Source organism: Ancylobacter moscoviensis (assembly GCF_007559435.1).
Classification (GTDB): domain Bacteria; phylum Pseudomonadota; class Alphaproteobacteria; order Rhizobiales; family Xanthobacteraceae; genus Ancylobacter; species Ancylobacter moscoviensis.
Window position 1 is genome coordinate 579,241 of record NZ_VMBP01000001.1, and the last position, 22,280, is coordinate 601,520.

Here is a 22,280-nt window from a genome sequence, read left to right on the forward strand (position 1 = left end):
GTTCCGAAATCGCTTCGGTGTCAGGAAGTTAGGGCAGGCGCGGCGGATTATCCACGCAGTTCGCCAAAGGCCCGGCGATTTCACGCACAGGCCCATGCCCTGTGGAGGAAACGGGTCGCTTTCCCCAGCCCGGACTTGCTAACGTCGCTGGGGCATGGCTTGTTCCATCCTCATGCACAGCCCTGTGGATGACCGGCGTGACTGATGCCGCCCGCCCGTCGGAAAGCTATTACCACCTTCATCTCGTGTCGGATTCGACCGGCGAGACGCTGATCAGCGTCGGCCGTGCCGCGGCGGCGCAGTACAATGTGAAGCCGATCGAGCACATCTATCCGCTGGTGCGCACACACAAGCAGCTCGACAAGGTCATCCAGGCCATCGACGAATATCCCGGCATCGTGCTGTACACGCTGACCGAGCCGGAGCTGCGCAACCGCCTGAAGACCTATTGCCAGGAAAACGGCGTGCCGGTCCTTTCCGTGCTGGCGCCGGTGGTGCGGCTGTTCCAGGCTTATCTCGGCGGCGTGCCAGAGCCGCGCGTCGGCGGCCAGCATCAGCTCGACGGCGATTATTTCCGCCGTATCGACGCGATGAACTTCACCGTCATGCACGATGACGGCCAGCATGTGGACGGGCTGGAGGGAGCGGATGTCGTGCTGCTCGGCATTTCCCGCTCGTCCAAGACGCCGACCAGCATCTATCTCGCCAATCGCGGCATCAAGACCGGCAACATCCCGCTGGTGCCCGGGTTGCCGGTGCCGCCCGGTCTGTCGGAGCTGAAGCGTCCGCTGATCGTCGGCTTGCTGGCGAGCGCCGAGCGCGTGGTGGAGATCCGCCGCAACCGGCTTCTCGGGCTCAACGCGGCGCAGTCGGTGGATGCTTATACGGACCGCCAGTCGGTGGCGGAGGAGATCGCCTTTTCCCGCCGTCTCTGCGCCAAGAATGGCTGGCCGATGATCGACGTCACGCGTCGGTCCATCGAGGAGACGGCGGCCGCCATCATCGGTCTGTTGCAGGAACACCGGCGCAAGCTTTCCGAGAGTTCAGGTGCCTGATTCGTCGCGACAGAACGGCCTTTGGCGAGGTTCCGAGCCGCTCGTCCTCGCTTCGAAGAGCGTCGCCCGCCGGGCTTTGCTCGAAGCGGCACGTCTGCCTTTCGAGGCGGTCGGGGTCGATGTGGACGAGCGCACGCTGGAATCGGAGGCGGCGGGCAGGGGCCTTGGCCCGGCGCAGATCGCCAGCGTGCTGGCCCGTGCCAAGGCGCTGGCCGGCAGCGCGGCGCATCCGGGCCGTCTGGTCATCGGCGCCGACCAGACGCTGGCGCTCGGGGATGAAGCCTTCCACAAGCCAGCCGACATGGCGGCGGCGCGGATGCAGATCGCCCGCCTTGCCGGGCGGACCCATGCCCTGCACTCGGCGATCGCCGTCACCCATGATGGCACGGTGTTGTTCGAGACGGTCGAATCCGCCCATCTCGCCATGCGGCCGCTCGACGGGGCATCGCTCGACGCCTATCTCGCGGCGGCCGGGCCGGCGGTGCTCTCCAGCGTCGGCGGCTATCAGCTCGAAGGGCTGGGCATCCATCTGTTCGAACGTGTGGAAGGCGATCACTCGGTGATACTGGGAATGCCGCTGCTGCCGCTTCTCGCCTTTCTGCGCCGTCAGGGAGTCCTGTTGTGACCCGCCATGCTGCCGTTATCGGCCACCCGGTCGCCCATTCCCGCTCGCCGCTGATCCATGGCTACTGGCTGAAGCAGCACGGGATCGACGGCGATTACGGGCTGCGCGACGTGCCGCCGGAGCGGATCGAGGCCTTTCTCGCCGATTTCGCCGGCAGCGGCCTCGTCGGAGCCAATGTCACCGTCCCGCACAAGGAAGCCGCCTTCCGGGCGGCCGTGGAGCGCGATCCGGTGGCGGAGGCGCTCGGCGCGGTCAACACGCTTTGGCTCGAGGATGGCCGGCTCTGCGGCGCCAATACCGACGTTCACGGCTTCCTCGCCAATCTCGACGCGGCTGAGCCGGAATGGGCGCGTGCGTTGGGGGAGGCGGTGGTGCTGGGGGCCGGCGGGGCTTCCCGCGCGGTCGTCTACGGACTTCTCAGTCGCGGCATCGACCGGGTCGTGGTGGCGAACCGCACACGCGCCCGCGCCGAGGCATTGCGCGATCAGTTCGGGCCGCGCGTGCTGCCGGTGGACTGGCGTGACCTTGCCAGCCGTCTCGATGGTTGCCGCCTTCTGGTCAACACCACCTCGCTCGGCATGAAGGGCCAGCCGCCGCTCGACATCGACCTGTCCGCGCTGTCGCCGGACGCGCTGGTGACGGACATCGTCTATGTGCCGCTGGAAACGCCCCTGTTGAAGGTGGCGAAGGCGCGGGGTCTTGCCACGGTCGACGGGCTCGGCATGCTGCTGCATCAGGCGGTGCCCGGCTTCGAGCGCTGGTTCGGCGTGCGCCCGGAGGTCACGCCGGAACTGCGGGCGCTCGCCATCGCTGATCTTGCCGCCAAGGGCCAGCTGACGTGACCGGATCCACGCCCTTTCGCCTCGGCCTCACCGGCTCGATCGGCATGGGCAAGTCGACCACCGCCGGCATCTTCCGGGAATTCGGCGTGCCAGTGCACGATGCGGATGCCGCCGTGCACGCGCTCTATGGCGCCGAGGGCGTCGTGCCGGTCGAGGCGGCCTTTCCCGGCGTCACGGTCGCCGGGCGGATCGACCGGGCCTTGCTCGGCGCGCGGGTGCTCGACGACGATACGGCGATGAAGAGGCTGGAATCCATCGTCCACCCGCTGGTGCGCGCCCGCGAGGCGGCCTTTCTCACGCAGGCGGCCGCGATGGGCGAGCCGGTGGCCGTGCTCGATATCCCCCTGCTGTTCGAAAGCGGCGCGCAGGGCCGGGTCGATGCGGTGGTCGTCGTCACCGCGCCGGAATCTGTGCAGCGCGCGCGGGTTCTCGCCCGTCCGGGCATGACGGAGGAGAAATTCGCGGCGATTCTCTCCCGGCAGCTTCCCGATTCGGAGAAGCGGCGCCGCGCCGATTATGTGATCGACACCGGCCACGGACTGGATCATGCCCGCGCTGCGGTCGCGGCCCTGCTGGCGGGGCTGCGCGAACGCCTCGCCGGAGCCGATGGCGCCGGGACGAATGCGCAAGGAGACGACGATGCGTGAGATCGTGCTCGATACCGAGACCACCGGCCTCAACCCGCTCACCGGCGACCGGCTGGTGGAGATCGGCTGCGTGGAGATTCTCAACCGCATCCCGACCGGGCAGGTCTACCACGTCTACCTCAATCCCGAGCGCGACATGCCGGTGGAGGCGTTCAACGTCCACGGCCTGTCGGCGGAGTTTCTGTCCGACAAGCCGCTCTTCACCCAGGTGGTGGACGACTTCCTCGCCTTCATCGGCAATGACCCGCTAATCATCCACAACGCGGCCTTCGATATCGGCTTCATCAATGCCGAGCTTGGCAAGGCCGGCCGGGCCGCCATCACCTTCGACCGGGTGGTGGACACGCTGAGCCTCGCCCGGCGGCGGCATCCCGGTGCGTCGAATCGTCTCGACGACCTGATGGCGCGCTACGGCATCGACGGCTCGCGCCGCACCAAGCACGGGGCGCTGCTCGATTCCGAGCTTCTGGCGGAAGTCTATGCCGAGCTGTGCGGGGGCAAGCAGACCACGCTCAGCCTCGCCGTCGCGGAGGTTGCCGGCAGCCTGGGCGACCGCCAGTCGTCAGCGCCGCTCCAGCGGCCGCGCCCTCTCGCTCCGCGCGTCCACCCCGAGGAAACCGCCGCGCACGAGGCGTTCGTCGCCACGCTCGGCGACGCCGCGATCTGGAAAGAATATACGGCCGAAAGCTGAGCTTCCGGCCGCGCGGGTCGTCGACAGGCCGGTGTGGCGTCAGGAAGCCAACACGTTGTTCGGCTGCTGCTGCGCCATGCGCTGGCGATAGAGCGTCACGAAGTCCACCGGATCGATCATCAGCGGCGGGAAGCCGCCGTTGCGCACGGTGTCGGCGACGATCTGGCGCGCGAACGGGAACAGCATGCGCGGGCATTCGATCAGGATGAACGGGTGGATCGTCTCCTGCGCCACGTTCTGGGCGCGGAAGATGCCGGCATAGACCAGCTCCAGCGCGAACAGGGTCTTGCCGCCGAGCTCGGCCTTGGCCTCGACCTTCAGCTCGACCTCGTATTCGCCGCCCTCGCGCACGGGGCGCGCGTTGACGTTGATCTGGATGCCGATCTGCGGCTGGCCCTTCACGACCAGCGATTCCGGCGCGCCCGGATTCTCGAAGGACAGGTCCTTGGTGTACTGGGTCAGCACCTGCAGCGTCGGCATCGAGGCGGCGTTTTCGGTTTCGGCCATTAGAATCTCCGTGGGGTCCGCCGGACAGGCCCCCGCAGGGCGCCGGCGCATGGTGCCGCTGGGTCGGTTCGTCCGCCGCAGACGGTCTTCGCAATGGGCCGGTGTCGCTAACACGGTTGCTCGCACGTCACAAGCAGTACCGCCCTGTGCGGGCCTTCCGGTCCCGGAGGGAGGGAGCGTTCAGCCATGGCATGGCGCAGGCCGGCGGCTTGTTCTACTCTTCGGTGACGACGATCCGGCGCGCGCCGTTCCGCCCGAAGTGATGACCCTGGGGCATGGATGGGGTGGCGAAATCGCCCAGACGTCGTAAATAGGTCTGAAGGACGTCCGGCCCGTCGCCGCTTGGAACGGATCGCAGGCGCCCCAGATTCAGAAATCACCCCAGCGCCGGAAAGGTGGGTCCGGCGACGGTACAACAACGGCGAACTGCGACGTGTTCGATATTTATACGATCATCTTCCTGGCCCTCGCCGTGTTCATCTTCATACGGCTGCGCAGCGTGCTGGGACAGCGTACGGGGCGGGAGCGGCCGCCTTACGATCCCTATTCGCGCCGCGACGCCGCCAAGGCACCGGCCGGTCCGTCCGACAAGGTGGTGAACTTCCCCGGCACCGCCGAGAAGCCGCCCGTGCCGGAAACCGTCGATGCGACCGAGGCCGAGACCGAGGAACCGGCGCCCGCGCGCTGGGCCGGCGTCGCCGAAGTCGGCTCGGCCGTGGCCAACGGCCTCGACGCCATCGCCGCGCAGGAGCGCGGCTTCGACGTCCAGCACTTCCTCACCGGCGCGCGCTCCGCCTATGAGATGATCGTCGTCGCCTTCGCCAATGGCGACCGCGCGACGCTGAAGGAGCTGCTGGCGCGCGACGTGTTCGACGGCTTCTCCGCCGCCATCGCCGAGCGCGAGCAGCGCGGCGAGACGATGCAGACGCAGTTCGTCGGCATCAACAAGGTCGAGATCATCGAGGCCGGCGCCAAGGGGCGCACCGCGCAGATCACGCTGCGCTTCCTCTCGCAGCTCATCTCCGTCACCCGCGACAAGAACGGCGCGGTGATCGACGGCGATCCCGAGCAGGTGGCTGATGTCACCGATGTCTGGACCTTCTCCCGCGAGCTCGGCACCCGCGACCCGAACTGGAAGCTGGTCGCCACCGAAGCGGCTTCGTGAGAAGATGACGGGGTGCGTGTCCATCTCGTCATCCTCGCCGCGTCCGGCTTTCTGACCGGCGCCCTGCCGCCCGTTCTGCCGGGGACCGTCGGCGTGCGGCCTGTCCTCGCCGCGTCTTCCACGCCGGAACCGCTCTTTCCGCAGGCGGCGCTGGAGCCCATCGGCTTCGACGCGCTGCCCGGCTGGGCGGGCGATGACCATGCAAGCGCTTTCGCCACCTTCCGCAAGAGCTGCGCCCGCATCGCTTCCAAGCCGGACGCTGTCACCCCCGCCCGGTCGGTCTTCACCGCCCTGCGCAAGGTCTGCGCACAGGCGGCGCGCCTGCCCGGAAAGGTGAACGACAAGGGTGCCAAAGCCTTCTTCGAGAAGGAATTCCGCCCCTTCCGCATCAGTCCCGTCGACCAGCCCGACGGTTTCCTCACCGGCTATTACGAGCCGGAGGTGGAAGGCTCGCTCACCCCTTCGGCCGAATTCGCCACCCCGCTCTATCGCCGCCCGCCGGATCTCGTCATCGAGGCGCCACCCAAGGACGGCCCGCCCGCCAACAAGGGCAAGGCGTTCCGCCGCGTGGACGGCCAGCTTGTGCCCTATCACGACCGTGCCGCCATCGAGGACGGCGCGCTGAAAGGGCAGGGACTGGAGGTCGCCTGGATCCGTGATCCGGCGGATGCCTTCTTCGCCCATATCCAGGGCTCGGTGCGGGTTCGGCTGCCGGATGGCCACGTGCTGCGCCTGAACTATGACGGCCATAACGGCCAGGCCTATACGCCGGTCGGGCGCATCCTCATCGACCGCGGGCTGGTGGCGCGCGAGAAGATGTCGATGGACGCGATCCGCGCCTATATCGCCGCCCATCCCGAGGAGGGGCGCGAACTGATGCGGCAGAACCGCTCCTATGTCTTCTTCCGCGTCGCCCACGAGCTGAAGGGCGACGACGGCGCGGTGGGCGCGCAGGGGCAGCCGCTGGCCGCCGGCCGTTCCATCGCGGTCGACAAGAACATCCATGTCTACGGCACGCCCTTCTACATCGACGCGGCGCTGCCGACCGGCAGGTACGGCGCCGTCGAGCCTTTCGAGCGGCTGATGATCGCGCAGGATACCGGGTCGGCCATCGTCGGGCCGGCGCGCGCCGACATCTTCTTCGGCGCCGGCAAGGAGCCCGGTGCGGTGGCCGGCCGCATCCAGCATCCCGGCCGCTTCGTCATCCTGCTGCCGCGCGCGCTCGATCCGGCGCGGCGCCGCGTGCCGTTGCCGCCCGCCCGGCCGCCGGTTCCCGCCGTCGCGGAAACGCCGTGATGACCGGCGACGGAACCGGGCGCCCGCGGCGCCGGCGTCCCCTCCAGCCGGAGGAGAAGGCGCTGTGGGAGCATGTGACGCGCTCCATCCAGCCCATGCGCCCGCTCGCCCGGACGGCGCCCGTCGAAACGCCGCTGGAGGATGCTCCCGCTGCGGAGACGGCGAACCGCAAGGCGGTGAAACCCGCCCGCGCGGGTTTTCTCCCACCGCCCCCGCCCCCCAAGCCGCCCGGCCCGCCGCCGCTGGCGCCGCTGGAACCGAAGCAGCGCCGCCGCCTGTCGCGCGGGGCGGAGGTCGATGCGCGGCTCGACCTGCACGGCATGACCCAGGCGGCGGCCCACGGCCGGCTGATTGCCTTCCTGCGCGGGGCGCAGGGCTCCGGTCATTCGCTGGTGCTCGTCATCACCGGCAAGGGCGACGGGGCGCCGTTCCTCGCCGGCGAGGGCGGGCGTGGCGTGCTGCGCCGGCTGGTGCCGCAATGGCTCGCCGCGCCGGAGCTGCGTGCCGTGGTGGTCGGTTTCGAGACCGCCGCGCGCGGGCATGGCGGGGAGGGCGCGCTCTATGTGCGGGTGCGGCGCGTGCGCGGAGGCCTGCCATGACGCCCTTCGGCCGCCGCATGCGCGAGATGCGCGCCGAGCGCGGCGTGACGCTGTCGCAGATGGCCGAGCAGATCGGCGTCTCCGCCGCCTATCTCTCGGCGCTGGAGCACGGCAAGCGCGGCCAGCCGACCTTCATGATGCTCCAGCGCATCATGGCCTATTTCAACGTCATCTGGGACGAGGCGGAAGCGCTGCGCGCGCTCGCGGAGATGTCCGATCCGCGCGTCGTGGTCGACACCTCCGGCCTCGCGCCGGAGGCGACGGAGCTGGCGAACCTGCTGGCCCGCGAGATCGCCACCCTGCCGCCGGAAGCGGTGGCGGAGCTGCTCGGCCGGCTCAAGATCCTCAGCCGGCCCGGGTGAGCCGGCCCCGGTTTCACGTGAAACCGGGGAACTCGTTTCGTATCCGATTCAAAGGATGTAGCGGCTCAGATCGGTATTGCCGGCGAGGTCCGCGACACGCTCGCGCACATAGGCCCCGTCCACCACAATCGTGTCGCCGGCGCGGTCCGGCGCGGTGAAGGACAGTTCGTCCAGCACCCGCTCGATCACCGTCTGCAGGCGCCGCGCCCCGATGTTCTCGACGCTGGCGTTCACCTGCACGGCGACGTCGGCGATCGCTTCCACCGCGTCCTCGGTGATGGTGAGCGTGACGCCTTCCGTGCCCATCAGCGCCACCGACTGCTTCACCAGGCTCGCCTCGGTCTCGGTGAGGATGCGCTTGAAGTCCTCGCGGCTCAGCGCCTCCAGCTCGACGCGGATCGGCAGGCGGCCCTGCAATTCGGGCAGCAGGTCCGAGGGCTTGGAGACGTGGAAGGCGCCGGAGGCGATGAACAGGATGTGGTCGGTCTTCACCGGCCCGTGCTTGGTCGAGACCGTCGTGCCCTCGATCAGCGGCAGCAGGTCGCGCTGCACGCCCTCGCGCGAGACGTCGGCTCCGCCCCGGCGCTCGGAGCCGGCGATCTTGTCGATCTCGTCGAGGAAGACGATACCGTTCTCCTCCACCGCGCGGATCGCGTCCTGCACGATGGCGTCCTGGTCGATCAGCTTGTCGGCTTCTTCCGACAGGAGAAGCGGGTGAGCATCGCGCACCGTCACCCGGCGCGGCTTGGTGCGCCCGCCAAAGGCCTTGCCGAACATGTCGCCAAGGGAGATCGCGCCCATCTGGGCTCCCGGCATGCCGGGAATCTCGAACATCGGCATGCCCTGATTGCCGGCGGAGACCTCGACCTCGATCTCCTTGTCGTCCATCAGCCCATCGCGCAGCTTCTTGCGGAAGCTCTCGCGGGTGCCGGGCGAGGCGGTGGTGCCGACCAGCGCGTCGAGCACCCGTTCCTCGGCGGCGAGATGCGCCTTGGCCTCCACGCCCTTGCGCTTGGCCTCGCGCACGAGGCCGATGCCGACCTCGACGAGATCGCGCACGATCTGCTCGACGTCGCGCCCGACATAGCCGACCTCGGTGAACTTGGTGGCTTCCACCTTCAGGAAGGGGGCCCCGGCGAGCTTGGCGAGGCGGCGGGAGATCTCGGTCTTGCCGACGCCGGTCGGGCCGATCATCAGGATGTTCTTCGGCAGCACCTCCTCGCGCAGCTGGCCCTCCAGCTGCTGGCGCCGCCAGCGGTTGCGCAGGGCGATGGCCACCGCGCGCTTGGCGTTGTGCTGGCCGACGATGTAGCGGTCGAGCTCGGAGACGATTTCGCGGGGCGAGAAGCTGGTCATCGGGCGTCTTTCGAAAGGAACGGAAAGGCAGAGGGCGCGCGCGCCTCTCAGCCGATGGTTTCGACCACCACGTTCTGGTTGGTGTAGATGCAGATGTCGGCCGCGATGCCGAGGCTCTTGCGCACGATCGCCTCGGCGTCCTGCCCGCTGTCGGCCAGCGCGCGGGCGGCCGCCAGCGCGTAGCCGCCGCCTGAGCCGATGGCCGCGATGCCATTCTCCGGCTCCAGCACGTCGCCGGTGCCGGTGAGCACGAGCGTGATGTTCTTGTCGGCGACGATCATCATCGCTTCCAGCCGGCGCAGATAGCGGTCGGTGCGCCAGTCCTTGGCGAGCTCCACGGCGGCGCGCTGAAGCTGGCCCGGATACTGCTCCAGCTTGGCCTCCAGCCGCTCGAACAGGGTGAAGGCGTCGGCGGTGGCGCCGGCGAAGCCGCCGATCACGTCGCCCTTGCCCAGCCGCCGCACCTTGCGGGCGTTGGACTTCATCACCGTGTTGCCGAGCGTCACCTGCCCGTCGCCGCCGATGGCGACGCGCCCGCCGGAGCGGACGGAGACGATGGTGGTGCCGTAGATCGTGTCGGGGGAATGGGTCATGCAGGGCTCTGCTGTGGAAGGCTCCGAGAGCCCTTACTTAAGGCCTCGAAGCGTCAGCGCAACTCGGCGGCAGCTTGGTCCTGCAGCTCCGTGCCCGTCGCAGGCTCCGCCAGCTTCAGCCCCGGCAGGATGCCGGCGAGCACGATGACGCCGCCGACGATGAGGAAGACATCGGCCGGCAGGAAGACCAGAAGGCCGGTGAGCAGTCCCGCCAGGAATACCGAGAGCGCCACTCCGGCATTGGCGATGCCCAGCGCCCAGCCGCGCTCGGTCTCGTCCACCGCCGAGGAGACGGCGGCGAGCAGGGTGATGAAGGCGAGGATGTTGCTGGCGGTCGACAGGAAGGCCACCGCCACCTGTCCCCAGGCCGGCAGCGGCAGGCCGCTGACGATCAGGAAGGCGCCGCACAGGGCGAGGCCGAGGAGCGCGGTCGGCTTGTCGCTGCCGAGCCACGCCCGCACATACCGGAAGCCGATGGCCGAGGAGAAGGCGCAGCCGAGCCCCATCACCATGGAGAACAGGCCGAGATCGGCGGTGGTGAAGCCGTAGGAACGCTGCATCTCGATGAGGATGAAGGTGTAGTAGATCAGGAAGCCGAACTGGAACAGGAAGAAGGACGCCGCCGGCACGATGATCGCCGGCCGGTCACTGACGCGGGCCAGCAGCCGGAAGGGCTGCTTCCAGTCGAGGCTGAAGGCGCGGCGCGCCTCGTCGCTGGCGAAATGGGCGGAGCGCAGCAGCACGAGGGTGAGCAGGCACAGCGCCAGCGCGAGGCCGAGCGGCAGGCGGAAATCCCAGTGGCCGAGCACCCCGCCGATGGCCGGGCCCGCCACCATGCCGAGCGTATTGACCAGCACGACCTGCGCCATGGCGGCGCTGCGCCGGTCCTCGGGCGCCGCGTCGACGACCGAGGCCTGCGCGATCGGCGCGGTTCCCGCCATCAGCCCGGAGGACAGCCGGCCGAGGAAGAATAGCCAGAGATGGCCCACTTCCAGCGCCAGCCACATCAGCCCGTAGCTCGCCGCCAGCCCCGCCATGCAGATCATCAGCGTGCGCCGCCGCCCCACCGCGTCGGAGAGGTCGCCGAGCAGCGAGGCGCCGAAGAACATGCCGATCGGGAACAGCGAGAAGGCCAGCGAGAGCAGCGTGTCGCGCGTCGAAGGCGCGTAGCCAGCGACGATCGTCCCGTTCTCGAACAGGGCGACGATCAGCGGATACATCAGCCCGAAGGAGAAGATGTCGATGAAGACGGCGAGGAACAGTGGGGCGCGGGCACGCAGCGTGGCGAGGTCCATCGGGCACTCCGGGGCGATGACCGGGACGGGTGGCGGGAATGGGCGGGATGGCGGCCATGATGACGGCGTTTCGCCAGCCGCGCCAGCCTCTTGTCGGGCACGGCGCGGCGCGTATGGCATCGCAACACTATAGCTGCTAAGACGCCGGCTCTCCGGGAGCCCCATCATGCGCACCGCCAGCATCGCCCGCGCCACCAAGGAAACGCAGATCCGCCTCTCCGTCGATCTCGACGGCACGGGAAAGGCGACGATCGCGACCGGGGTTGGCTTCTTCGACCACATGCTGGACCTGCTGGCGCGCCATTCGCGCATCGACATGGAGATCGAGGCCAAGGGCGACCTGCACATCGACTTCCACCACACGGTGGAGGATGTCGGCATCGCGCTCGGCCAGGCGGTGAAGGCGGCGCTCGGCGACATGCGCGGCGTCACCCGCTACGCCAGCCTGCACCTGCCGATGGACGAGACGCTGACCCGCGTCGCGCTCGACATTTCCGGCCGGCCCTTCCTCGTCTTCCGCACCGAGTTCCCGGCGCCGAAGATCGGCGAGTTCGATACCGAGCTGGTGCGCGAGTTCTTCCAGGCCTTCGCCGTCAATGCCGGCCTGACGCTGCACGTCGAGACTCTGTACGGCGTGAACGCGCACCATATAGCGGAGAGCTGCTTCAAGGGCCTCGCCCGCGCCCTGCGTGCGGCGGTGGCCATCGATCCGGCGGCGGCGGGCGAGATCCCCTCCACCAAGGGCAGCCTCGGTGGCTGATCTCAGTGGTTGAGAGCGAACGGCTGAGGAACATGGCGGTCTGGACAGTCTTCGAGCCCGAGGCGGCGGACGAGGCGCGCGCGACCCATCACTGGGCGGAGGGCCTGGTCTTCGTGCCCGAGCGCATCTCGTGGAGCGCGCTCCTGCTGGCGCCGCTGGTGCTGCTGCGCCACCGGCTGTGGCTGGCGCTCGTCGTCTATCTGCTCGTGCAGGGCGCGCTGCTCGTCGCCATGCGCCTGCTCGGCCTCGATAGCAATGCCGGCATCCTGCTTCTGGTGGCGAATGTCGCGGTGGCGGTGATGCTGCCGGGCCTGCGCCATGCCCGCCTCGCCGCGCGCGGCTTCGAGGAGGCCGGCACCGTCGTGGCGCCGAAGCTGGAAGCCGCCGAGCAGCGCTATCTCGACGCCCGCCTCGGCGGCGCGTCGCTCGTCCCGCTCGCCCGGCCGCGCCTCGACGCGCCGGCCGGCGAATGGGGCGCGTCTTCCGTTCCCCCGCCGGCCCGCCCGGTGGAATCCGCCGTGCTCGGCCTGTTTCCGGAGGCCCGTCGATGATGCCGCCCGCGCCCGTCGCCCTGATCGACTACGGTTCCGGCAACCTGCATTCGGCGGGCAAGGCGCTGGAGCGCGCCGCCCGCGAGAGCGGCACCGACCGTACCGTGGTGGTCACCGCCGATCCCGACATCGTGCGCCGTGCCGACCGCATCGTGCTGCCGGGCGTCGGCGCCTATGCCGATTGCCGCCGCGGGCTCGATGCCGTGCCCGGCATGGTGGAGGCGCTCACCGAGGCGGTGATCACGGGCGGACGCCCGTTCCTCGGCATCTGCGTCGGCCTGCAGCTCATGGCCTCGCGCGGTCTGGAGCACGGCGTCACCGAGGGGCTGGGCTGGATCGAGGGCGACGTCACCCGGATCGTGCCGGGCGACCCCTCCCTGAAGATTCCGCACATGGGGTGGAATTCGCTCACCGTCGCCCGTCCGCATCCGCTTCTGGAAGGCATTCCGACGGGCGAGGGCGGGCTCGATGCCTATTTCGTCCATTCCTATCACCTGAGCGCCGCGCATCCGGGCGAGGTGATCGCGACGAGCGAGTATGGCGGCAAGATCACCGCCATGGTCGGCCGCGACAACATCGCCGGCACGCAGTTCCATCCCGAGAAGAGCCAGCGCCTCGGCCTCGCTCTCCTCGCCAATTTCCTCAAGTGGACGCCGTGATCCTTTTTCCCGCCATCGATCTCAAGGAAGGCAAGTGCGTGCGCCTGCAGCAGGGCGACATGGCGCGCGCCACCGTCTTCAATCATGACCCCGCCCAGCAGGCCGCGCAGTTCGAAAGCCAGGGCTTCCGCTACCTGCACATCGTCGATCTCGACGGCGCCTTCGCCGGCAAGCCGGTCAACGCCCATGCGGTCGAGCGCATTCTGGAAGCCGTCGGCATGCCGGTGCAGCTCGGCGGCGGCATCCGCGATCTCGCGGGCGTCGAGGCGTGGCTGGCGAAGGGCATTACCCGCGTCATCCTCGGCACGGCGGCGGTGCGCGACCCGGCCTTCGTGAAGGAGGCGGCTCGCCGCTTCCCCGGCCGCGTGGCGGTGGGCATCGACGCGCGCGACGGCCGCGTCGCGGTGGAGGGCTGGGCGGAGACCTCGGACCTTGAGGCCGCCGAGCTCGCCCGCCGTTTCGAGGATGCCGGCGTCGCCGCCATCATCTACACCGACATCGCCCGCGACGGCCTGCTGAAGGGTCTCAACCTCGACGCCACCATTGCGCTGGCCGACGCCGTCTCCATCCCGGTCATCGCCTCGGGCGGGCTCGCCTCGCTCGACGACGTGCGAGCTCTGCTGGAGCCGCGCGCCGCCAAGCTCGAAGGCGCCATCACCGGCCGTGCCCTCTATGATGGGCGGCTCGACCCGCATGCCGCGCTGGCGCTGGTGGCGGGTTTGCCGGCATGAGTGAGGATTCCATGCTCAAGGTCCGCGTCATCCCCTGCCTCGACGTAAAGGACGGCCGCGTCGTCAAGGGCGTGAAGTTCGTCGACCTGCGCGATGCCGGCGATCCCGTCGAGGCGGCGAAGGCCTATGACGCGGCGGGTGCCGACGAGCTGTGCTTCCTCGACATCACCGCCAGCGTCGAGGCCCGCAGCACGCTCATCGACGTGGTCAGCCGCACCGCCGAGCAGTGCTTCATGCCGCTCACGGTCGGCGGCGGCGTGCGCACGGTGGAGGACATCCGCGCCTTGCTGAACGCCGGCGCCGACAAGGTGTCGATCAACACGGCGGCGGTGAACCGGCGTGAATTCGTACGCGAGGCGGCGGAAAAGTTCGGCGAGCAGTGCATCGTCGTCGCCATCGACGCCAAGAAGGTCTCCGCCGAGGGTGAGCCCGACCGCTGGGAGATCTTCACCCATGGCGGGCGCAACCGTACCGGCATCGATGCCATCGAATACGCGAGGGAAGTCGTCGCGCTCGGCGCCGGCGAGATCCTGCTCACCTCCATGGACCGCGACGGCACCGGGGAGGGCTTCGACCTCAAGCTCACCCGCGCCATCTCCGATGCCGTGACCGTGCCGGTGATCGCCTCGGGCGGCGTCGGCACGCTCGACCATCTGGTGGACGGCATCCGGGCCGGCGGCGCGTCGGCGGTGCTGGCCGCCTCCATCTTCCATTTCGGCACCTTCACCATCGGCGCCGCCAAGCAGCGCCTCGCCGAGGCCGGGCTTCCCGTCCGCTTCGGCGGCGGTGATTTCTAGAAGGAGGCCACCATGGCCGAGGACACGGCGCGCGTCACTCTCGACGACCTTGCCGCCATCGTCGCCCGCCGCGCCTCCGGCGAGGGCGAGGCTTCCTATACGCGCACCCTCATCGCCAGGGGCGTCGCCAAATGCGCCCAGAAGCTGGGCGAGGAAGCGGTCGAGACGGCGCTGGCCGCCGTCGGGACCGATACGAAAGCCGTCGTATCGGAGACCGCCGATCTTCTCTACCATCTCGTCGTGCTGCTTCAGGCGCGCGGCGTTCCCCTGGAAGACGTCTATGCGGAACTGGGCCGCCGGACGAACCGGTCCGGCCTCGAGGAGAAGGCTTCCCGCCCGAAGGGCTGAGGAAGTGAGGATCGCGGCGGCCGGTAACCTGCGGCCTCGCGGTGTTCCTTGTCGTCACCTTGTGGTATACGGTCGACCAACGCTTGGCGTCTTCAATGTCCAGGCGAGCCGGGAAACGCTGCCATGGATCTGAAGCTCGACGATGCGGGGCTGTCACCCTTCCGCAATTTCAGCCGTGCCGAATGGGCGGCGCTGCGCGCGGACACGCCCCAGCCCCTGCAACCGGAGGAGATCCAGCGTCTCCAGGGCCTGAACGACCGCCTGTCGCTGCCCGAGATCGAGGAAATCTACCTGCCGCTGTCGCGCCTGCTGTCGATCTATGTCGGCGCGACGCAGAAGCTGTTCCGGCAGATGCAGAAATTCCTCGGTCCCGAGCAGAACGGCAAGATGCCCTACATCATCGGCGTCGCCGGCTCGGTGGCGGTGGGCAAGTCCACCACCTCGCGCGTGCTGGAGGCGCTGCTGGCGCGCTGGCCGAACACGCCCAAGGTGGCGCTGGTGACGACGGACGGTTTCCTGCTGCCCAACGCCGTGCTGGAGCAGGAGGGGCTGATGGGGCGCAAGGGCTTCCCGGAAAGCTACGACCTGCCGGCGCTGCTGCATTTCCTCACCGACATCAAGGCCGGACGGCGGCCGGTGCGCGCGCCGATCTACAGCCACTTCAACTACGACGTGACGCCCAATGCCTCGGTGGAGGTCGACCAGCCGGACATCCTCATCGTCGAGGGGCTGAACGTTCTGCAGACCAGCCGTCCGCCAAAGGACGGCAAGGGCATCCCCTTCGTCTCCGACTTCTTCGACTTCAAGATCTATATCGACGCCGACGAGACGATCCTGGAGCGCTGGTACGTGGAGCGCTTCATGCGCCTGCGCGAGACGGCGTTCCGTGACCCCAAGGCCTATTTCCACCGCTATGCCAGCCTGTCCGGGACGGAGGCCGACGCCACCGCCCGCTCCATCTGGCGGTCCATCAACCTCGTGAACCTGCGCGAGAATATCCTGCCCACCCGCCAGCGCGCCGATCTCATCCTGCGCAAGGGCGGCGACCATGAGGTCGAGGCGGTCGCGCTGCGCAAGCTCTAGGCGCCGCCAATGGCCCCGTCCCCGGTGGAGATCGTGCCCGGCTGCTTCTACTGGCCCGGCTGGTTCGACCGCGGCGAGCAGGAGGCGCTGGCCGAGGATCTGCGGCAGGTACTGGCGCAGGCGCCGCTGTTCACGCCGCGCATGCCGAGGACCGGCAAGCCCTTCTCGGTGCGCATGTCGAATTGCGGGCCGCTGGGCTGGGTGTCGGACGAGACCGGCTACCGCTACCAGCCGACCCATCCCGAGACCGGGGCGCCCTGGCCGCCCATGCCCGCGCGCCTGCTGGCGGCATGGCGGGCGCTGGCCGGCTCGCCATGGGCGCCGGAGGCCTGCCTGATCAACTGGTACGCGCCGGGCGCGCGCATGGGTCTGCATCAGGACCGCGACGAGGAGGAGTTCGGCGCCCCGGTGCTGTCGCTCTCGCTGGGCGACACGGCGCTGTTCCGCGTCGGCGGCACGTCGCGCAAGGATCCCACGCGCTCCATCCGCCTCGCCTCCGGCGACGCGCTGCTGCTGTCGGGCCCGGCGCGGCTGGCCTTTCACGGCATCGACCGCATCCTGCCGGATACGTCGACCTTGCTGAAGCAGCCCGGCCGCATCAATCTGACGTTACGACGGGTGCATCGTGGCGAGGCGTGCGAAATTCCGCCTTGTTGAGCCCGCAGAAACGGCGAAGTTCGAGCTATCGATTCTGAAGGATTGCGCATGCGCCTTGTTGTCCCCATTGCCGCCGCCGCTTTTTCCCTTCTGGCCTGCTGCCTCCCTGCCGCCGCGGCCAACGCGCAGGCCGTCTTTCCCAATCAGGGATCGATCGGTCTCGTGCCGCCGGAGGGCATGAGCGAGATACCCGGCGTGCCGGGCTTCCAGGATCGCGCGGCCAAGGCCTCGATCCTCGTGCTGGAAATGCCGAAGCGGGCTTTCGCCGAGATCACCAGCGACGTCGCCGCGAAGGAGCTGCAGAAGCAGGGCGTGACGGTGGAGGAACGCCGTGACGTGGAGCTTCCCGACGGCATCAAGGCGGTGCTGCTCAAGGGCTACCAGGCGGTCGGCAGCGAGGCGCTGAAGAAGTGGATTCTCATCGCCGGGGGCAAGGAGCAGACCGGCATGGTGACGGTCCAGTTTCCCGAGCCGACATCGGCCCGCTACAGCGACGAAACGATCGAATCGTCGCTGCGCTCGGTCGTGTTCCGCGCGCCGCCAAGCACCGAGGAGCTGCTGGCACGCCTGCCCTTCACCCTCGGCGACCTCTCCGGCTATCGCGTGCTGAAGGTGCTCGGCAACAGCGCCGTGCTGCTGACCAAGGATGACGGCAAGAAGGCGGACGGCAAGGCCGGTGACGGCGAGCCCGACATGGCCGGCAACGCGTTCTTCATCGTCGCCGCAGGTCCGGGCGACATCCGCGAGGAGGAGCGCGAGAGCGTCGCCAAGCGGGCCATCTCCAGCGTGCCGGGCGTGAAGGAGCTGCGCGTCGAGCGCGGCGGCCCACTGCGCATTGGCGGCCAGGCCGGCTTCGAGCTGGTCGGCAAGGGCCTCGACATGAAGACCGACAAGCCGCTGAAGGTCGCCCAGTGGCTGCGCTTCGGCCGCACCAGCTATCTGCGCATGGTCGGCGTCGCGCCCGAGGAGAATTTCGACGCCGATTTCACCGCCATGCGCGGCCTGCGCGACAGCATCGAGATGCGCTGAGGCTCCTCCGCTTCGCAAACGAAAAGGCCGGGCGGTTTCCCGCCCGGCGCTTGTCGTCACGATCTGGGATGGCGCCGATCAGCCCTCGGCGGCGGGGGTCTCGACCGGCGCGGCCTTGGGGCCGCCCTTGGAGACGCCGACCAGTGCCGGGCGCAGCACGCGCTCGCCGATCTTATAGCCGGGCTGGATGACCTGCACGACCGTGCCGGAAGGCACCTCGGCGTTCGGCACCTCGAACATCGCCTGGTGCAGGTTCGGATCGAACTTGGCGCCCTCCGCCTCGATGCGGGCGACGCCGTGCTTGCCCAGCGTCTGCGTCAGCGCGCGCGAGGTCAGCTCGATGCCGTCGAGCAGCGTCTTCAGCGTGCCCTCGGCCTTTTCGCGCGCCTCGGCGTCGATGACCCCGAGCGCCCGCTCGAAATCGTCGGCGACCGTGAGCACGTCGCGGGCGAAGCCGGTGATGCCGTAGACCTTGGCATCGGCGACCTCGCGCTCGGCGCGACGGCGCACATTGTCGGCCTCGGCGAAGGCGCGCAGGAACTTGTCCTTGAGCGTGGCGACCTCGGCCTCCAGCCGCTCCTTCTCGGCGGCGAGCTGGCTGGCGAGGTCTTCGGGCGCTGCCGTAGTCTCCGCCGTTTCGGGAGTCGGCGCCGCCACGTCGGGCCGGTCAGCGTCGGGCTGGTCAGCCGGGTTGCGGTTGTCGTCGCTCATAAGCACCTCGTCGGGAGAATGGATTTGCCGGCGGAGCGTCGTTCCGCGGACGCCCGCCATATCGGGTCGGGGACAGGAAAAATCAAGCCGCGTCAATTCCCGGGCCGGCCAGCACGCGGCTGACGACACGGGCGGTGAAGTCGACCATCGGCACGATCCGGGCATAGTTCAGCCGCGTCGGCCCGATGACCCCGAGCACGCCGACCACCCGCCCCTGCCCGTCGCGATAGGGCGCGACGATGGTGGACGAGCCGGACAGCGAGAACAGCTTGTTCTCCGAGCCGATGAAGATGCGCAGCCCCTGCGCGCCCTCGGCGCGGCCCAGCAGGTCGACCACCTCCTGCTTGGCTTCGAGGTCGTCGAACAGCAGCCGCACCCGCTCCAGATCCTCGATCGCCCGGAGGTCGTGGAGCAGCCGCGTCTGGCCGCGCACGATGAGTCGCCGCTCCGCCGTGTCGCCGCCGGACCAGCTTGCGAGGCCGGTCTCCACCACCCGCGCGGTCAGCTCGTCGAGCTCGGCGCGGCGGGCAGTGAGTGTGCGCTCCACCTCGCCGCGCAGCTCGGCCAGCGTGCGCCCGCGCGTCAGCGAGGCGAGAAAGTTCGTCGCCTCCACCAGCGCCGAGACCGGCAGGCCGACCGGCAGCGGCACGAGGCGGTTCTCCACCTCCCCGTCCTCGGAGACGAGGATCAGCAGCGCCCGCGTCGCGTCGAGCGGCACGAATTCGATGTGCTTGAGCCGTACATCCGTCTTGCCGGTGGTGACGACGCCGGCGCCGCGCGACAGGCCGGAAAGCAGGTTCGAGGCTTCCGCCAGCACGCCATCCACGGTCTGGGCGCGGGCGGCGGCGCGCACCTGCGTCTCGATGGAGTTGCGCTCATCCTCGGAGACGTCGCCGATCTCCAGCAGCGCGTCGACGAAGAAGCGCAGTCCGCGCTCGGTCGGCAGCCGGCCGGCGCTGGTGTGAGGAGCGTAGATCAGCCCGGCCGCCTCGAGGTCCGCCATCACGTTGCGCACGGAGGCGGGCGAGAGCGTCATCGGGATGAGGCGGGAGATGTTGCGCGAGCCCGCCGGCTCGCCCGTGGCGAGATAGGTCTCGACGATCTGGCGGAAAATCTCGCGCGAGCGTTCGTCGAGCCGGGCGAGCTGCGGCGCGGCAGCGGACAGCAGAGGTTCGATGGGCATTGCGAGCCTGTGGTTCCGGTCGGTCGATCCCGTTGGTCGTGTCCTATTATCTCGGTAATCGGGCGGTGGGTTCAAGCGCTCTGGTCCGGCGCCGTCCCCGGTCATTGCACCGGCGCGGCCGCGCCCTTACAAGGGCCGGCCAGAGGGGTCCCGCCGACCCGCGTTTCAGGAGACCGCCCGCATGCGCCCTTCCCGCCGCCTTCCCGACGAGATGCGCTCCGTCAGCTTCGAGCGCGGCGTGCTGCGTCATGCCGAGGGCTCCTGCCTGGTGAAGTTCGGCGAAACCCATGTGCTGGTGGCTGCGACGCTGGAAGAGCGCCTGCCGCCGTGGCTCAAGGGCCAGGGCCGCGGCTGGGTGACGGCGGAATACGGCATGCTGCCGCGCGCCACCCATGAGCGCACCCGCCGTGAGGTGACGACCGGCAAGCCGTCCGGCCGCACCCAGGAGATCCAGCGCCTCATCGGCCGCTCGCTGCGCGCGGTGGTGGACCTCGAAAAGCTCGGCGAGCGTCAGATCACCGTCGATTGCGACGTCATCCAGGCTGATGGCGGCACCCGCACCGCCTCCGTCACCGGCGCGTGGATCGCGCTGCATGACTGCCTGAGCTGGATGAAGTCGCGCGGCATGATCCCAGCCGTTCCGCTGCGCGACCATCTGGCCGCCGTTTCCTGCGGCATCATCGACGGCGAGCCGCGCCTCGATCTCGACTACGCCGAGGATTCGGAGGCGCATACGGACGTGAATTTCGTGATGACCGGCTCCGGCGGCTTCGTCGAGGTGCAGGGAACCGCGGAGAAGACGCCCTTCACCGAGGACGAGTTCAACGCCATGCTGGGCCTCGCCCGCAAGGGCATCACCAAGCTGGTCGATCTGCAGAAGCTGGCCGTATCATGAGCAGCGAGCCGCATCGGCGCCTCGAAGGACGCATCGTCATCGCCACGCATAATCCGGGCAAGCTGGAGGAAATGCGAGGCCTGCTGGCGCCCTACGGAGTCGATGCCGTCTCGGCCGGCGAGCTCGGCCTGCCCGAGCCCGATGAGACCGGCCTCACCTTCGCCGAGAACGCCCGCATCAAGGCGGTCGCCGCCGCCAGGGCGTCCGGCCTGCCGGCCTTCGCCGATGATTCCGGCCTGTGCGTGGACGCGCTCGGCGGCGCGCCGGGGCTCTACACCGCCCGCTGGGCGGGGCCGGAGAAGGACTTCATGGCGGCGATGACCCGCGTGGAAGAGGAGCTGCGCGAAGCCGGGGCGGAGCTGCCGGACCTGCGCCGCGCCTATTTCATTTCCGCTCTCTGCCTCGCCTGGCCCGACGGCCATGTGGAGGATTTCGAAGGCGTGGTGAACGGCACGCTGGTGTGGCCGCCGCGCGGGCCGGCCGGCTTCGGCTACGACCCGATGTTCCAGCCGGACGGCCAGCCTGAAGACAATCCGCGCACCTTCGGCGAGATGACGGGCGCCGAGAAGCACGGCCTGCCGCCGCTCGGCCGGGGCCTCTCGCACCGCGCCCGCGCCTTCATCGCGCTGGCGCAGGCCGCCTTCGGGGCGACGTTTGACTGAGGTGGCGCCGCGCCCGGCGCCGCCGCCGGTCGATCCCGGCTTCGGCGTCTATGTGCACTGGCCCTTCTGCAAGGCCAAGTGCCCCTATTGCGACTTCAACTCCCATGTCCGCCATTCCCCGCCCGACCAGGCGCGCTTCGTCGCCGCCTTCCGGGCCGAGATCGCCCATACGCGCCAGCGCATCGGCCAGCGGCGCACCCAGAGCGTGTTCTTCGGCGGCGGCACTCCCTCGCTGATGGATCCGGCCACGGTCGGGGCGATCCTCGAGGCCATCGACACCGCCTGGCCGCTCGACGCGCGTGCGGAGGTGACGCTGGAGGCGAACCCGACCAGCGTGGAGGCCGGGCGTTTCCGAGGCTACCGCGCGGCGGGGGTCAACCGCGTCTCGCTGGGGGTTCAGGCGCTGGACGACGCCGCACTGAAGGCGCTCGGGCGCATGCACACGGCACAGGAAGCGCTGGGCGCGGTGGCGGTGGCGCGCGCCGCCTTCGAACGTGTGTCCTTCGACCTCATCTATGCCCGCCCCGACCAGAAGCCGGAGGACTGGGCGGCCGAGCTGAAGCGCGCCATCGACGAGGGCTGCGAGCACCTCTCGCTCTACCAGCTCACCATCGAGGACGGCACGCCCTTCGCCGCGCTGCACCGGGCCGGCCGGCTCATCGTGCCCGACGGCGATGCCGCCCGCGCCCTGTGGGACGTGACGCAGGAGACCACGCTGGCCGCCGGCCTTCCCGCCTACGAGATCTCGAACCACGCCCGGCCGGGGGCGGAAAGCCGCCACAACCTGCTCTACTGGCGCTACGGCGAATATGCCGGCGTCGGCCCCGGCGCCCATGGCCGGCTCGACACGCCCGAGGGCCGGGTCGCCACCTCCACCGAGCGCGGTCCGGAGGAATGGGTGGCGCGGGTCGAGCAGGCGGGCCACGGCGTCATCGTCGACGAGCGGCTCTCGCGCGCCGAACAGGCCGACGAATATCTGCTGATGGGGCTGCGGCTGACGGAGGGTATCGACCGCGCGCGCTTCGCGCGGCTGGCCGGTCGCGACCTCGATGCTACGCATTTTGCTACCCTCCTGGCGGAAGGCCTGATCGAGGAACTGCCCGGCGAGCGCCTGCGCGCGACGGCCATCGGCCTGCCCGTGCTCGACGCCATCGTCGCCGATCTGGCGGCGTAGCGGCGCC

27 protein-coding genes are annotated in these 22,280 nt (G+C 69.5%); 21 read left to right on the forward strand and 6 right to left on the reverse strand.

What is annotated here, in order from left to right; translation table 11 throughout:
* Nucleotides 1-188 precede the first annotated feature (188 nt).
* Genes FO470_RS02650 through dnaQ form a run of 5 tightly spaced genes read left to right on the forward strand, consistent with a single transcriptional unit; the run spans nt 189 to nt 3,860 of the window.
* Nucleotides 189-1,055: a pyruvate, water dikinase regulatory protein gene (locus FO470_RS02650; RefSeq protein ID WP_144341361.1), complete on the forward strand. Its 867-nt coding sequence runs from the start codon at nt 189-191 to the stop codon at nt 1,053-1,055.
* Nucleotides 1,048-1,680: a Maf family protein gene (locus tag FO470_RS02655; RefSeq protein WP_144341362.1), complete on the forward strand. Its 633-nt coding sequence runs from the start codon at nt 1,048-1,050 to the stop codon at nt 1,678-1,680. Before FO470_RS02650 ends, FO470_RS02655 begins: the two co-directional genes overlap by 8 nt.
* The gene (locus tag FO470_RS02660) at nt 1,677-2,522 is read left to right on the forward strand and encodes a shikimate dehydrogenase (protein WP_144341363.1); all 846 of its coding nucleotides are present in this window, start codon (nt 1,677-1,679) and stop codon (nt 2,520-2,522) included. Before FO470_RS02655 ends, FO470_RS02660 begins: the two co-directional genes overlap by 4 nt.
* Nucleotides 2,519-3,169 (forward strand): dephospho-CoA kinase, encoded by a 651-nt coding sequence (gene coaE, locus FO470_RS02665; RefSeq protein ID WP_144341364.1) that lies wholly within the window; start codon nt 2,519-2,521, stop codon nt 3,167-3,169. Before FO470_RS02660 ends, coaE begins: the two co-directional genes overlap by 4 nt.
* A complete protein-coding gene (gene dnaQ / locus FO470_RS02670; RefSeq protein WP_144341365.1) occupies nt 3,162-3,860 on the forward strand; it encodes a DNA polymerase III subunit epsilon in 699 nt (232 codons plus the stop codon). Before coaE ends, dnaQ begins: the two co-directional genes overlap by 8 nt.
* A gap of 39 nt (nt 3,861-3,899) precedes the next feature.
* Here the strand turns inward: dnaQ and secB are convergent, their stop codons facing one another.
* Nucleotides 3,900-4,367, reverse strand: coding sequence for a protein-export chaperone SecB (gene secB, locus FO470_RS02675; RefSeq protein ID WP_144341366.1), 468 nt, complete (start codon nt 4,365-4,367; stop codon nt 3,900-3,902).
* 433 nt (nt 4,368-4,800) lie between these two features.
* Here secB and FO470_RS02680 point away from each other — a divergent pair, with 433 nt between their 5' ends.
* The 4 genes from FO470_RS02680 to FO470_RS02695 are packed head-to-tail and all read left to right on the forward strand — an operon-like array spanning nt 4,801 to nt 7,789.
* A complete protein-coding gene (locus FO470_RS02680) occupies nt 4,801-5,532 on the forward strand; it encodes a Tim44/TimA family putative adaptor protein (protein ID WP_144341367.1) in 732 nt (243 codons plus the stop codon).
* A 12-nt stretch (nt 5,533-5,544) separates the two neighbouring features.
* Complete coding sequence (gene mltA / locus FO470_RS02685) at nt 5,545-6,828, forward strand: murein transglycosylase A (protein ID WP_144341368.1); 1,284 nt, start codon at nt 5,545-5,547, stop codon at nt 6,826-6,828.
* Nucleotides 6,828-7,427, forward strand: coding sequence for a Smr/MutS family protein (locus FO470_RS02690; protein WP_144341369.1), 600 nt, complete (start codon nt 6,828-6,830; stop codon nt 7,425-7,427). The genes mltA and FO470_RS02690 overlap by 1 nt, the downstream gene beginning before the upstream one ends.
* Complete coding sequence (locus FO470_RS02695) at nt 7,424-7,789, forward strand: helix-turn-helix domain-containing protein (RefSeq protein WP_144341370.1); 366 nt, start codon at nt 7,424-7,426, stop codon at nt 7,787-7,789. Before FO470_RS02690 ends, FO470_RS02695 begins: the two co-directional genes overlap by 4 nt.
* Before the next feature lie 48 nt (nt 7,790-7,837).
* Here the strand turns inward: FO470_RS02695 and hslU are convergent, their stop codons facing one another.
* The 3 genes from hslU to FO470_RS02710 are packed head-to-tail and all read right to left on the reverse strand — an operon-like array spanning nt 7,838 to nt 11,033.
* Complete coding sequence (hslU, locus tag FO470_RS02700; protein WP_144341371.1) at nt 7,838-9,145, reverse strand: ATP-dependent protease ATPase subunit HslU; 1,308 nt, start codon at nt 9,143-9,145, stop codon at nt 7,838-7,840.
* Between the two features lie 47 nt (nt 9,146-9,192).
* Nucleotides 9,193-9,738 (reverse strand): ATP-dependent protease subunit HslV, encoded by a 546-nt coding sequence (hslV, locus tag FO470_RS02705; RefSeq protein WP_144341372.1) that lies wholly within the window; start codon nt 9,736-9,738, stop codon nt 9,193-9,195.
* A 53-nt stretch (nt 9,739-9,791) separates the two neighbouring features.
* Nucleotides 9,792-11,033 carry an MFS transporter gene (locus tag FO470_RS02710; protein ID WP_144341373.1) on the reverse strand — a complete coding sequence of 414 codons (1,242 nt, stop codon included), beginning with the start codon at nt 11,031-11,033 and terminating at the stop codon, nt 9,792-9,794.
* A 166-nt stretch (nt 11,034-11,199) separates the two neighbouring features.
* On the opposite strand from FO470_RS02710, the gene hisB reads away from it, so the two are divergent.
* The 9 genes from hisB to FO470_RS02755 all read left to right on the forward strand — a co-directional run bounded on the left by hisB (nt 11,200) and on the right by FO470_RS02755 (nt 17,648).
* The gene (gene hisB, locus FO470_RS02715; RefSeq protein ID WP_144341374.1) at nt 11,200-11,793 is read left to right on the forward strand and encodes an imidazoleglycerol-phosphate dehydratase HisB; all 594 of its coding nucleotides are present in this window, start codon (nt 11,200-11,202) and stop codon (nt 11,791-11,793) included.
* A gap of 32 nt (nt 11,794-11,825) precedes the next feature.
* A complete protein-coding gene (locus FO470_RS02720; RefSeq protein ID WP_144341375.1) occupies nt 11,826-12,344 on the forward strand; it encodes a DUF2628 domain-containing protein in 519 nt (172 codons plus the stop codon).
* Nucleotides 12,344-13,003 carry an imidazole glycerol phosphate synthase subunit HisH gene (gene hisH / locus FO470_RS02725; RefSeq protein ID WP_418655038.1) on the forward strand — a complete coding sequence of 220 codons (660 nt, stop codon included), beginning with the start codon at nt 12,344-12,346 and terminating at the stop codon, nt 13,001-13,003. The genes FO470_RS02720 and hisH overlap by 1 nt, the downstream gene beginning before the upstream one ends.
* Complete coding sequence (hisA, locus tag FO470_RS02730) at nt 13,000-13,734, forward strand: 1-(5-phosphoribosyl)-5-[(5-phosphoribosylamino)methylideneamino]imidazole-4-carboxamide isomerase (RefSeq protein WP_144341377.1); 735 nt, start codon at nt 13,000-13,002, stop codon at nt 13,732-13,734. The genes hisH and hisA overlap by 4 nt, the downstream gene beginning before the upstream one ends.
* An 11-nt stretch (nt 13,735-13,745) precedes the next feature.
* Nucleotides 13,746-14,531 (forward strand): imidazole glycerol phosphate synthase subunit HisF, encoded by a 786-nt coding sequence (hisF, locus tag FO470_RS02735; protein WP_144342028.1) that lies wholly within the window; start codon nt 13,746-13,748, stop codon nt 14,529-14,531.
* A 12-nt stretch (nt 14,532-14,543) separates the two neighbouring features.
* Nucleotides 14,544-14,879 carry a phosphoribosyl-ATP diphosphatase gene (locus FO470_RS02740; protein WP_144341378.1) on the forward strand — a complete coding sequence of 112 codons (336 nt, stop codon included), beginning with the start codon at nt 14,544-14,546 and terminating at the stop codon, nt 14,877-14,879.
* 123 nt (nt 14,880-15,002) lie between these two features.
* Nucleotides 15,003-15,962 carry a type I pantothenate kinase gene (gene coaA / locus FO470_RS02745; protein ID WP_144341379.1) on the forward strand — a complete coding sequence of 320 codons (960 nt, stop codon included), beginning with the start codon at nt 15,003-15,005 and terminating at the stop codon, nt 15,960-15,962.
* A 9-nt stretch (nt 15,963-15,971) separates the two neighbouring features.
* Nucleotides 15,972-16,619: an alpha-ketoglutarate-dependent dioxygenase AlkB family protein gene (locus FO470_RS02750; protein ID WP_144341380.1), complete on the forward strand. Its 648-nt coding sequence runs from the start codon at nt 15,972-15,974 to the stop codon at nt 16,617-16,619.
* A gap of 48 nt (nt 16,620-16,667) precedes the next feature.
* Nucleotides 16,668-17,648 (forward strand): hypothetical protein, encoded by a 981-nt coding sequence (locus FO470_RS02755; RefSeq protein ID WP_144341381.1) that lies wholly within the window; start codon nt 16,668-16,670, stop codon nt 17,646-17,648.
* Nucleotides 17,649-17,726: 78 nt separating this feature from the next.
* Here the strand turns inward: FO470_RS02755 and grpE are convergent, their stop codons facing one another.
* Both grpE and hrcA read right to left on the reverse strand, forming a co-directional pair.
* The gene (gene grpE / locus FO470_RS02760; RefSeq protein WP_144341382.1) at nt 17,727-18,359 is read right to left on the reverse strand and encodes a nucleotide exchange factor GrpE; all 633 of its coding nucleotides are present in this window, start codon (nt 18,357-18,359) and stop codon (nt 17,727-17,729) included.
* Between the two features lie 82 nt (nt 18,360-18,441).
* Complete coding sequence (hrcA, locus tag FO470_RS02765) at nt 18,442-19,542, reverse strand: heat-inducible transcriptional repressor HrcA (protein ID WP_144341383.1); 1,101 nt, start codon at nt 19,540-19,542, stop codon at nt 18,442-18,444.
* Nucleotides 19,543-19,723: 181 nt separating this feature from the next.
* Between hrcA and rph the strand changes: the two genes are divergently transcribed.
* Genes rph through hemW form a run of 3 tightly spaced genes read left to right on the forward strand, consistent with a single transcriptional unit; the run spans nt 19,724 to nt 22,273 of the window.
* Nucleotides 19,724-20,437: a ribonuclease PH gene (rph, locus tag FO470_RS02770; RefSeq protein WP_144341384.1), complete on the forward strand. Its 714-nt coding sequence runs from the start codon at nt 19,724-19,726 to the stop codon at nt 20,435-20,437.
* Entirely contained in the window at nt 20,434-21,099 is a 666-nt protein-coding gene (locus FO470_RS02775) for a non-canonical purine NTP pyrophosphatase (RefSeq protein ID WP_144341385.1), read from the forward strand. Before rph ends, FO470_RS02775 begins: the two co-directional genes overlap by 4 nt.
* 1 nt (nt 21,100) lies before the next feature.
* Nucleotides 21,101-22,273, forward strand: a complete 1,173-nt coding sequence (gene hemW, locus FO470_RS02780; RefSeq protein WP_144341386.1) for a radical SAM family heme chaperone HemW — start codon at nt 21,101-21,103, stop codon at nt 22,271-22,273.
* Nucleotides 22,274-22,280 lie beyond the last annotated feature (7 nt).

Bases quoted from the DNA above. Each gene is read 5' to 3' on its own strand.
- FO470_RS02650 (WP_144341361.1), top strand. From the start codon at position 189: ATGACCGGCGTGACTGATGCCGCCCGCCCGTCGGAAAGCTATTACCAC.
- hrcA (WP_144341383.1), bottom strand. From the start codon at position 19,542: ATGCCCATCGAACCTCTGCTGTCCGCTGCCGCGCCGCAGCTCGCCCGG.
- FO470_RS02695 (WP_144341370.1), top strand. From the start codon at position 7,424: ATGACGCCCTTCGGCCGCCGCATGCGCGAGATGCGCGCCGAGCGCGGC.
- hisB (WP_144341374.1), top strand. From the start codon at position 11,200: ATGCGCACCGCCAGCATCGCCCGCGCCACCAAGGAAACGCAGATCCGC.
- hisH (WP_418655038.1), top strand. From the start codon at position 12,344: ATGCCGCCCGCGCCCGTCGCCCTGATCGACTACGGTTCCGGCAACCTG.
- grpE (WP_144341382.1), bottom strand. From the start codon at position 18,359: ATGAGCGACGACAACCGCAACCCGGCTGACCAGCCCGACGCTGACCGG.
- FO470_RS02740 (WP_144341378.1), top strand. From the start codon at position 14,544: ATGGCCGAGGACACGGCGCGCGTCACTCTCGACGACCTTGCCGCCATC.
- dnaQ (WP_144341365.1), top strand. From the start codon at position 3,162: ATGCGTGAGATCGTGCTCGATACCGAGACCACCGGCCTCAACCCGCTC.
- FO470_RS02720 (WP_144341375.1), top strand. From the start codon at position 11,826: ATGGCGGTCTGGACAGTCTTCGAGCCCGAGGCGGCGGACGAGGCGCGC.
- FO470_RS02750 (WP_144341380.1), top strand. From the start codon at position 15,972: ATGGCCCCGTCCCCGGTGGAGATCGTGCCCGGCTGCTTCTACTGGCCC.
- FO470_RS02710 (WP_144341373.1), bottom strand. From the start codon at position 11,033: ATGGACCTCGCCACGCTGCGTGCCCGCGCCCCACTGTTCCTCGCCGTC.
- hslU (WP_144341371.1), bottom strand. From the start codon at position 9,145: ATGACCAGCTTCTCGCCCCGCGAAATCGTCTCCGAGCTCGACCGCTAC.
- hisF (WP_144342028.1), top strand. From the start codon at position 13,746: ATGCTCAAGGTCCGCGTCATCCCCTGCCTCGACGTAAAGGACGGCCGC.
- rph (WP_144341384.1), top strand. From the start codon at position 19,724: ATGCGCCCTTCCCGCCGCCTTCCCGACGAGATGCGCTCCGTCAGCTTC.
- FO470_RS02690 (WP_144341369.1), top strand. From the start codon at position 6,828: ATGACCGGCGACGGAACCGGGCGCCCGCGGCGCCGGCGTCCCCTCCAG.
- FO470_RS02775 (WP_144341385.1), top strand. From the start codon at position 20,434: ATGAGCAGCGAGCCGCATCGGCGCCTCGAAGGACGCATCGTCATCGCC.
- FO470_RS02755 (WP_144341381.1), top strand. From the start codon at position 16,668: ATGCGCCTTGTTGTCCCCATTGCCGCCGCCGCTTTTTCCCTTCTGGCC.
- coaA (WP_144341379.1), top strand. From the start codon at position 15,003: ATGGATCTGAAGCTCGACGATGCGGGGCTGTCACCCTTCCGCAATTTC.
- hslV (WP_144341372.1), bottom strand. From the start codon at position 9,738: ATGACCCATTCCCCCGACACGATCTACGGCACCACCATCGTCTCCGTC.
- secB (WP_144341366.1), bottom strand. From the start codon at position 4,367: ATGGCCGAAACCGAAAACGCCGCCTCGATGCCGACGCTGCAGGTGCTG.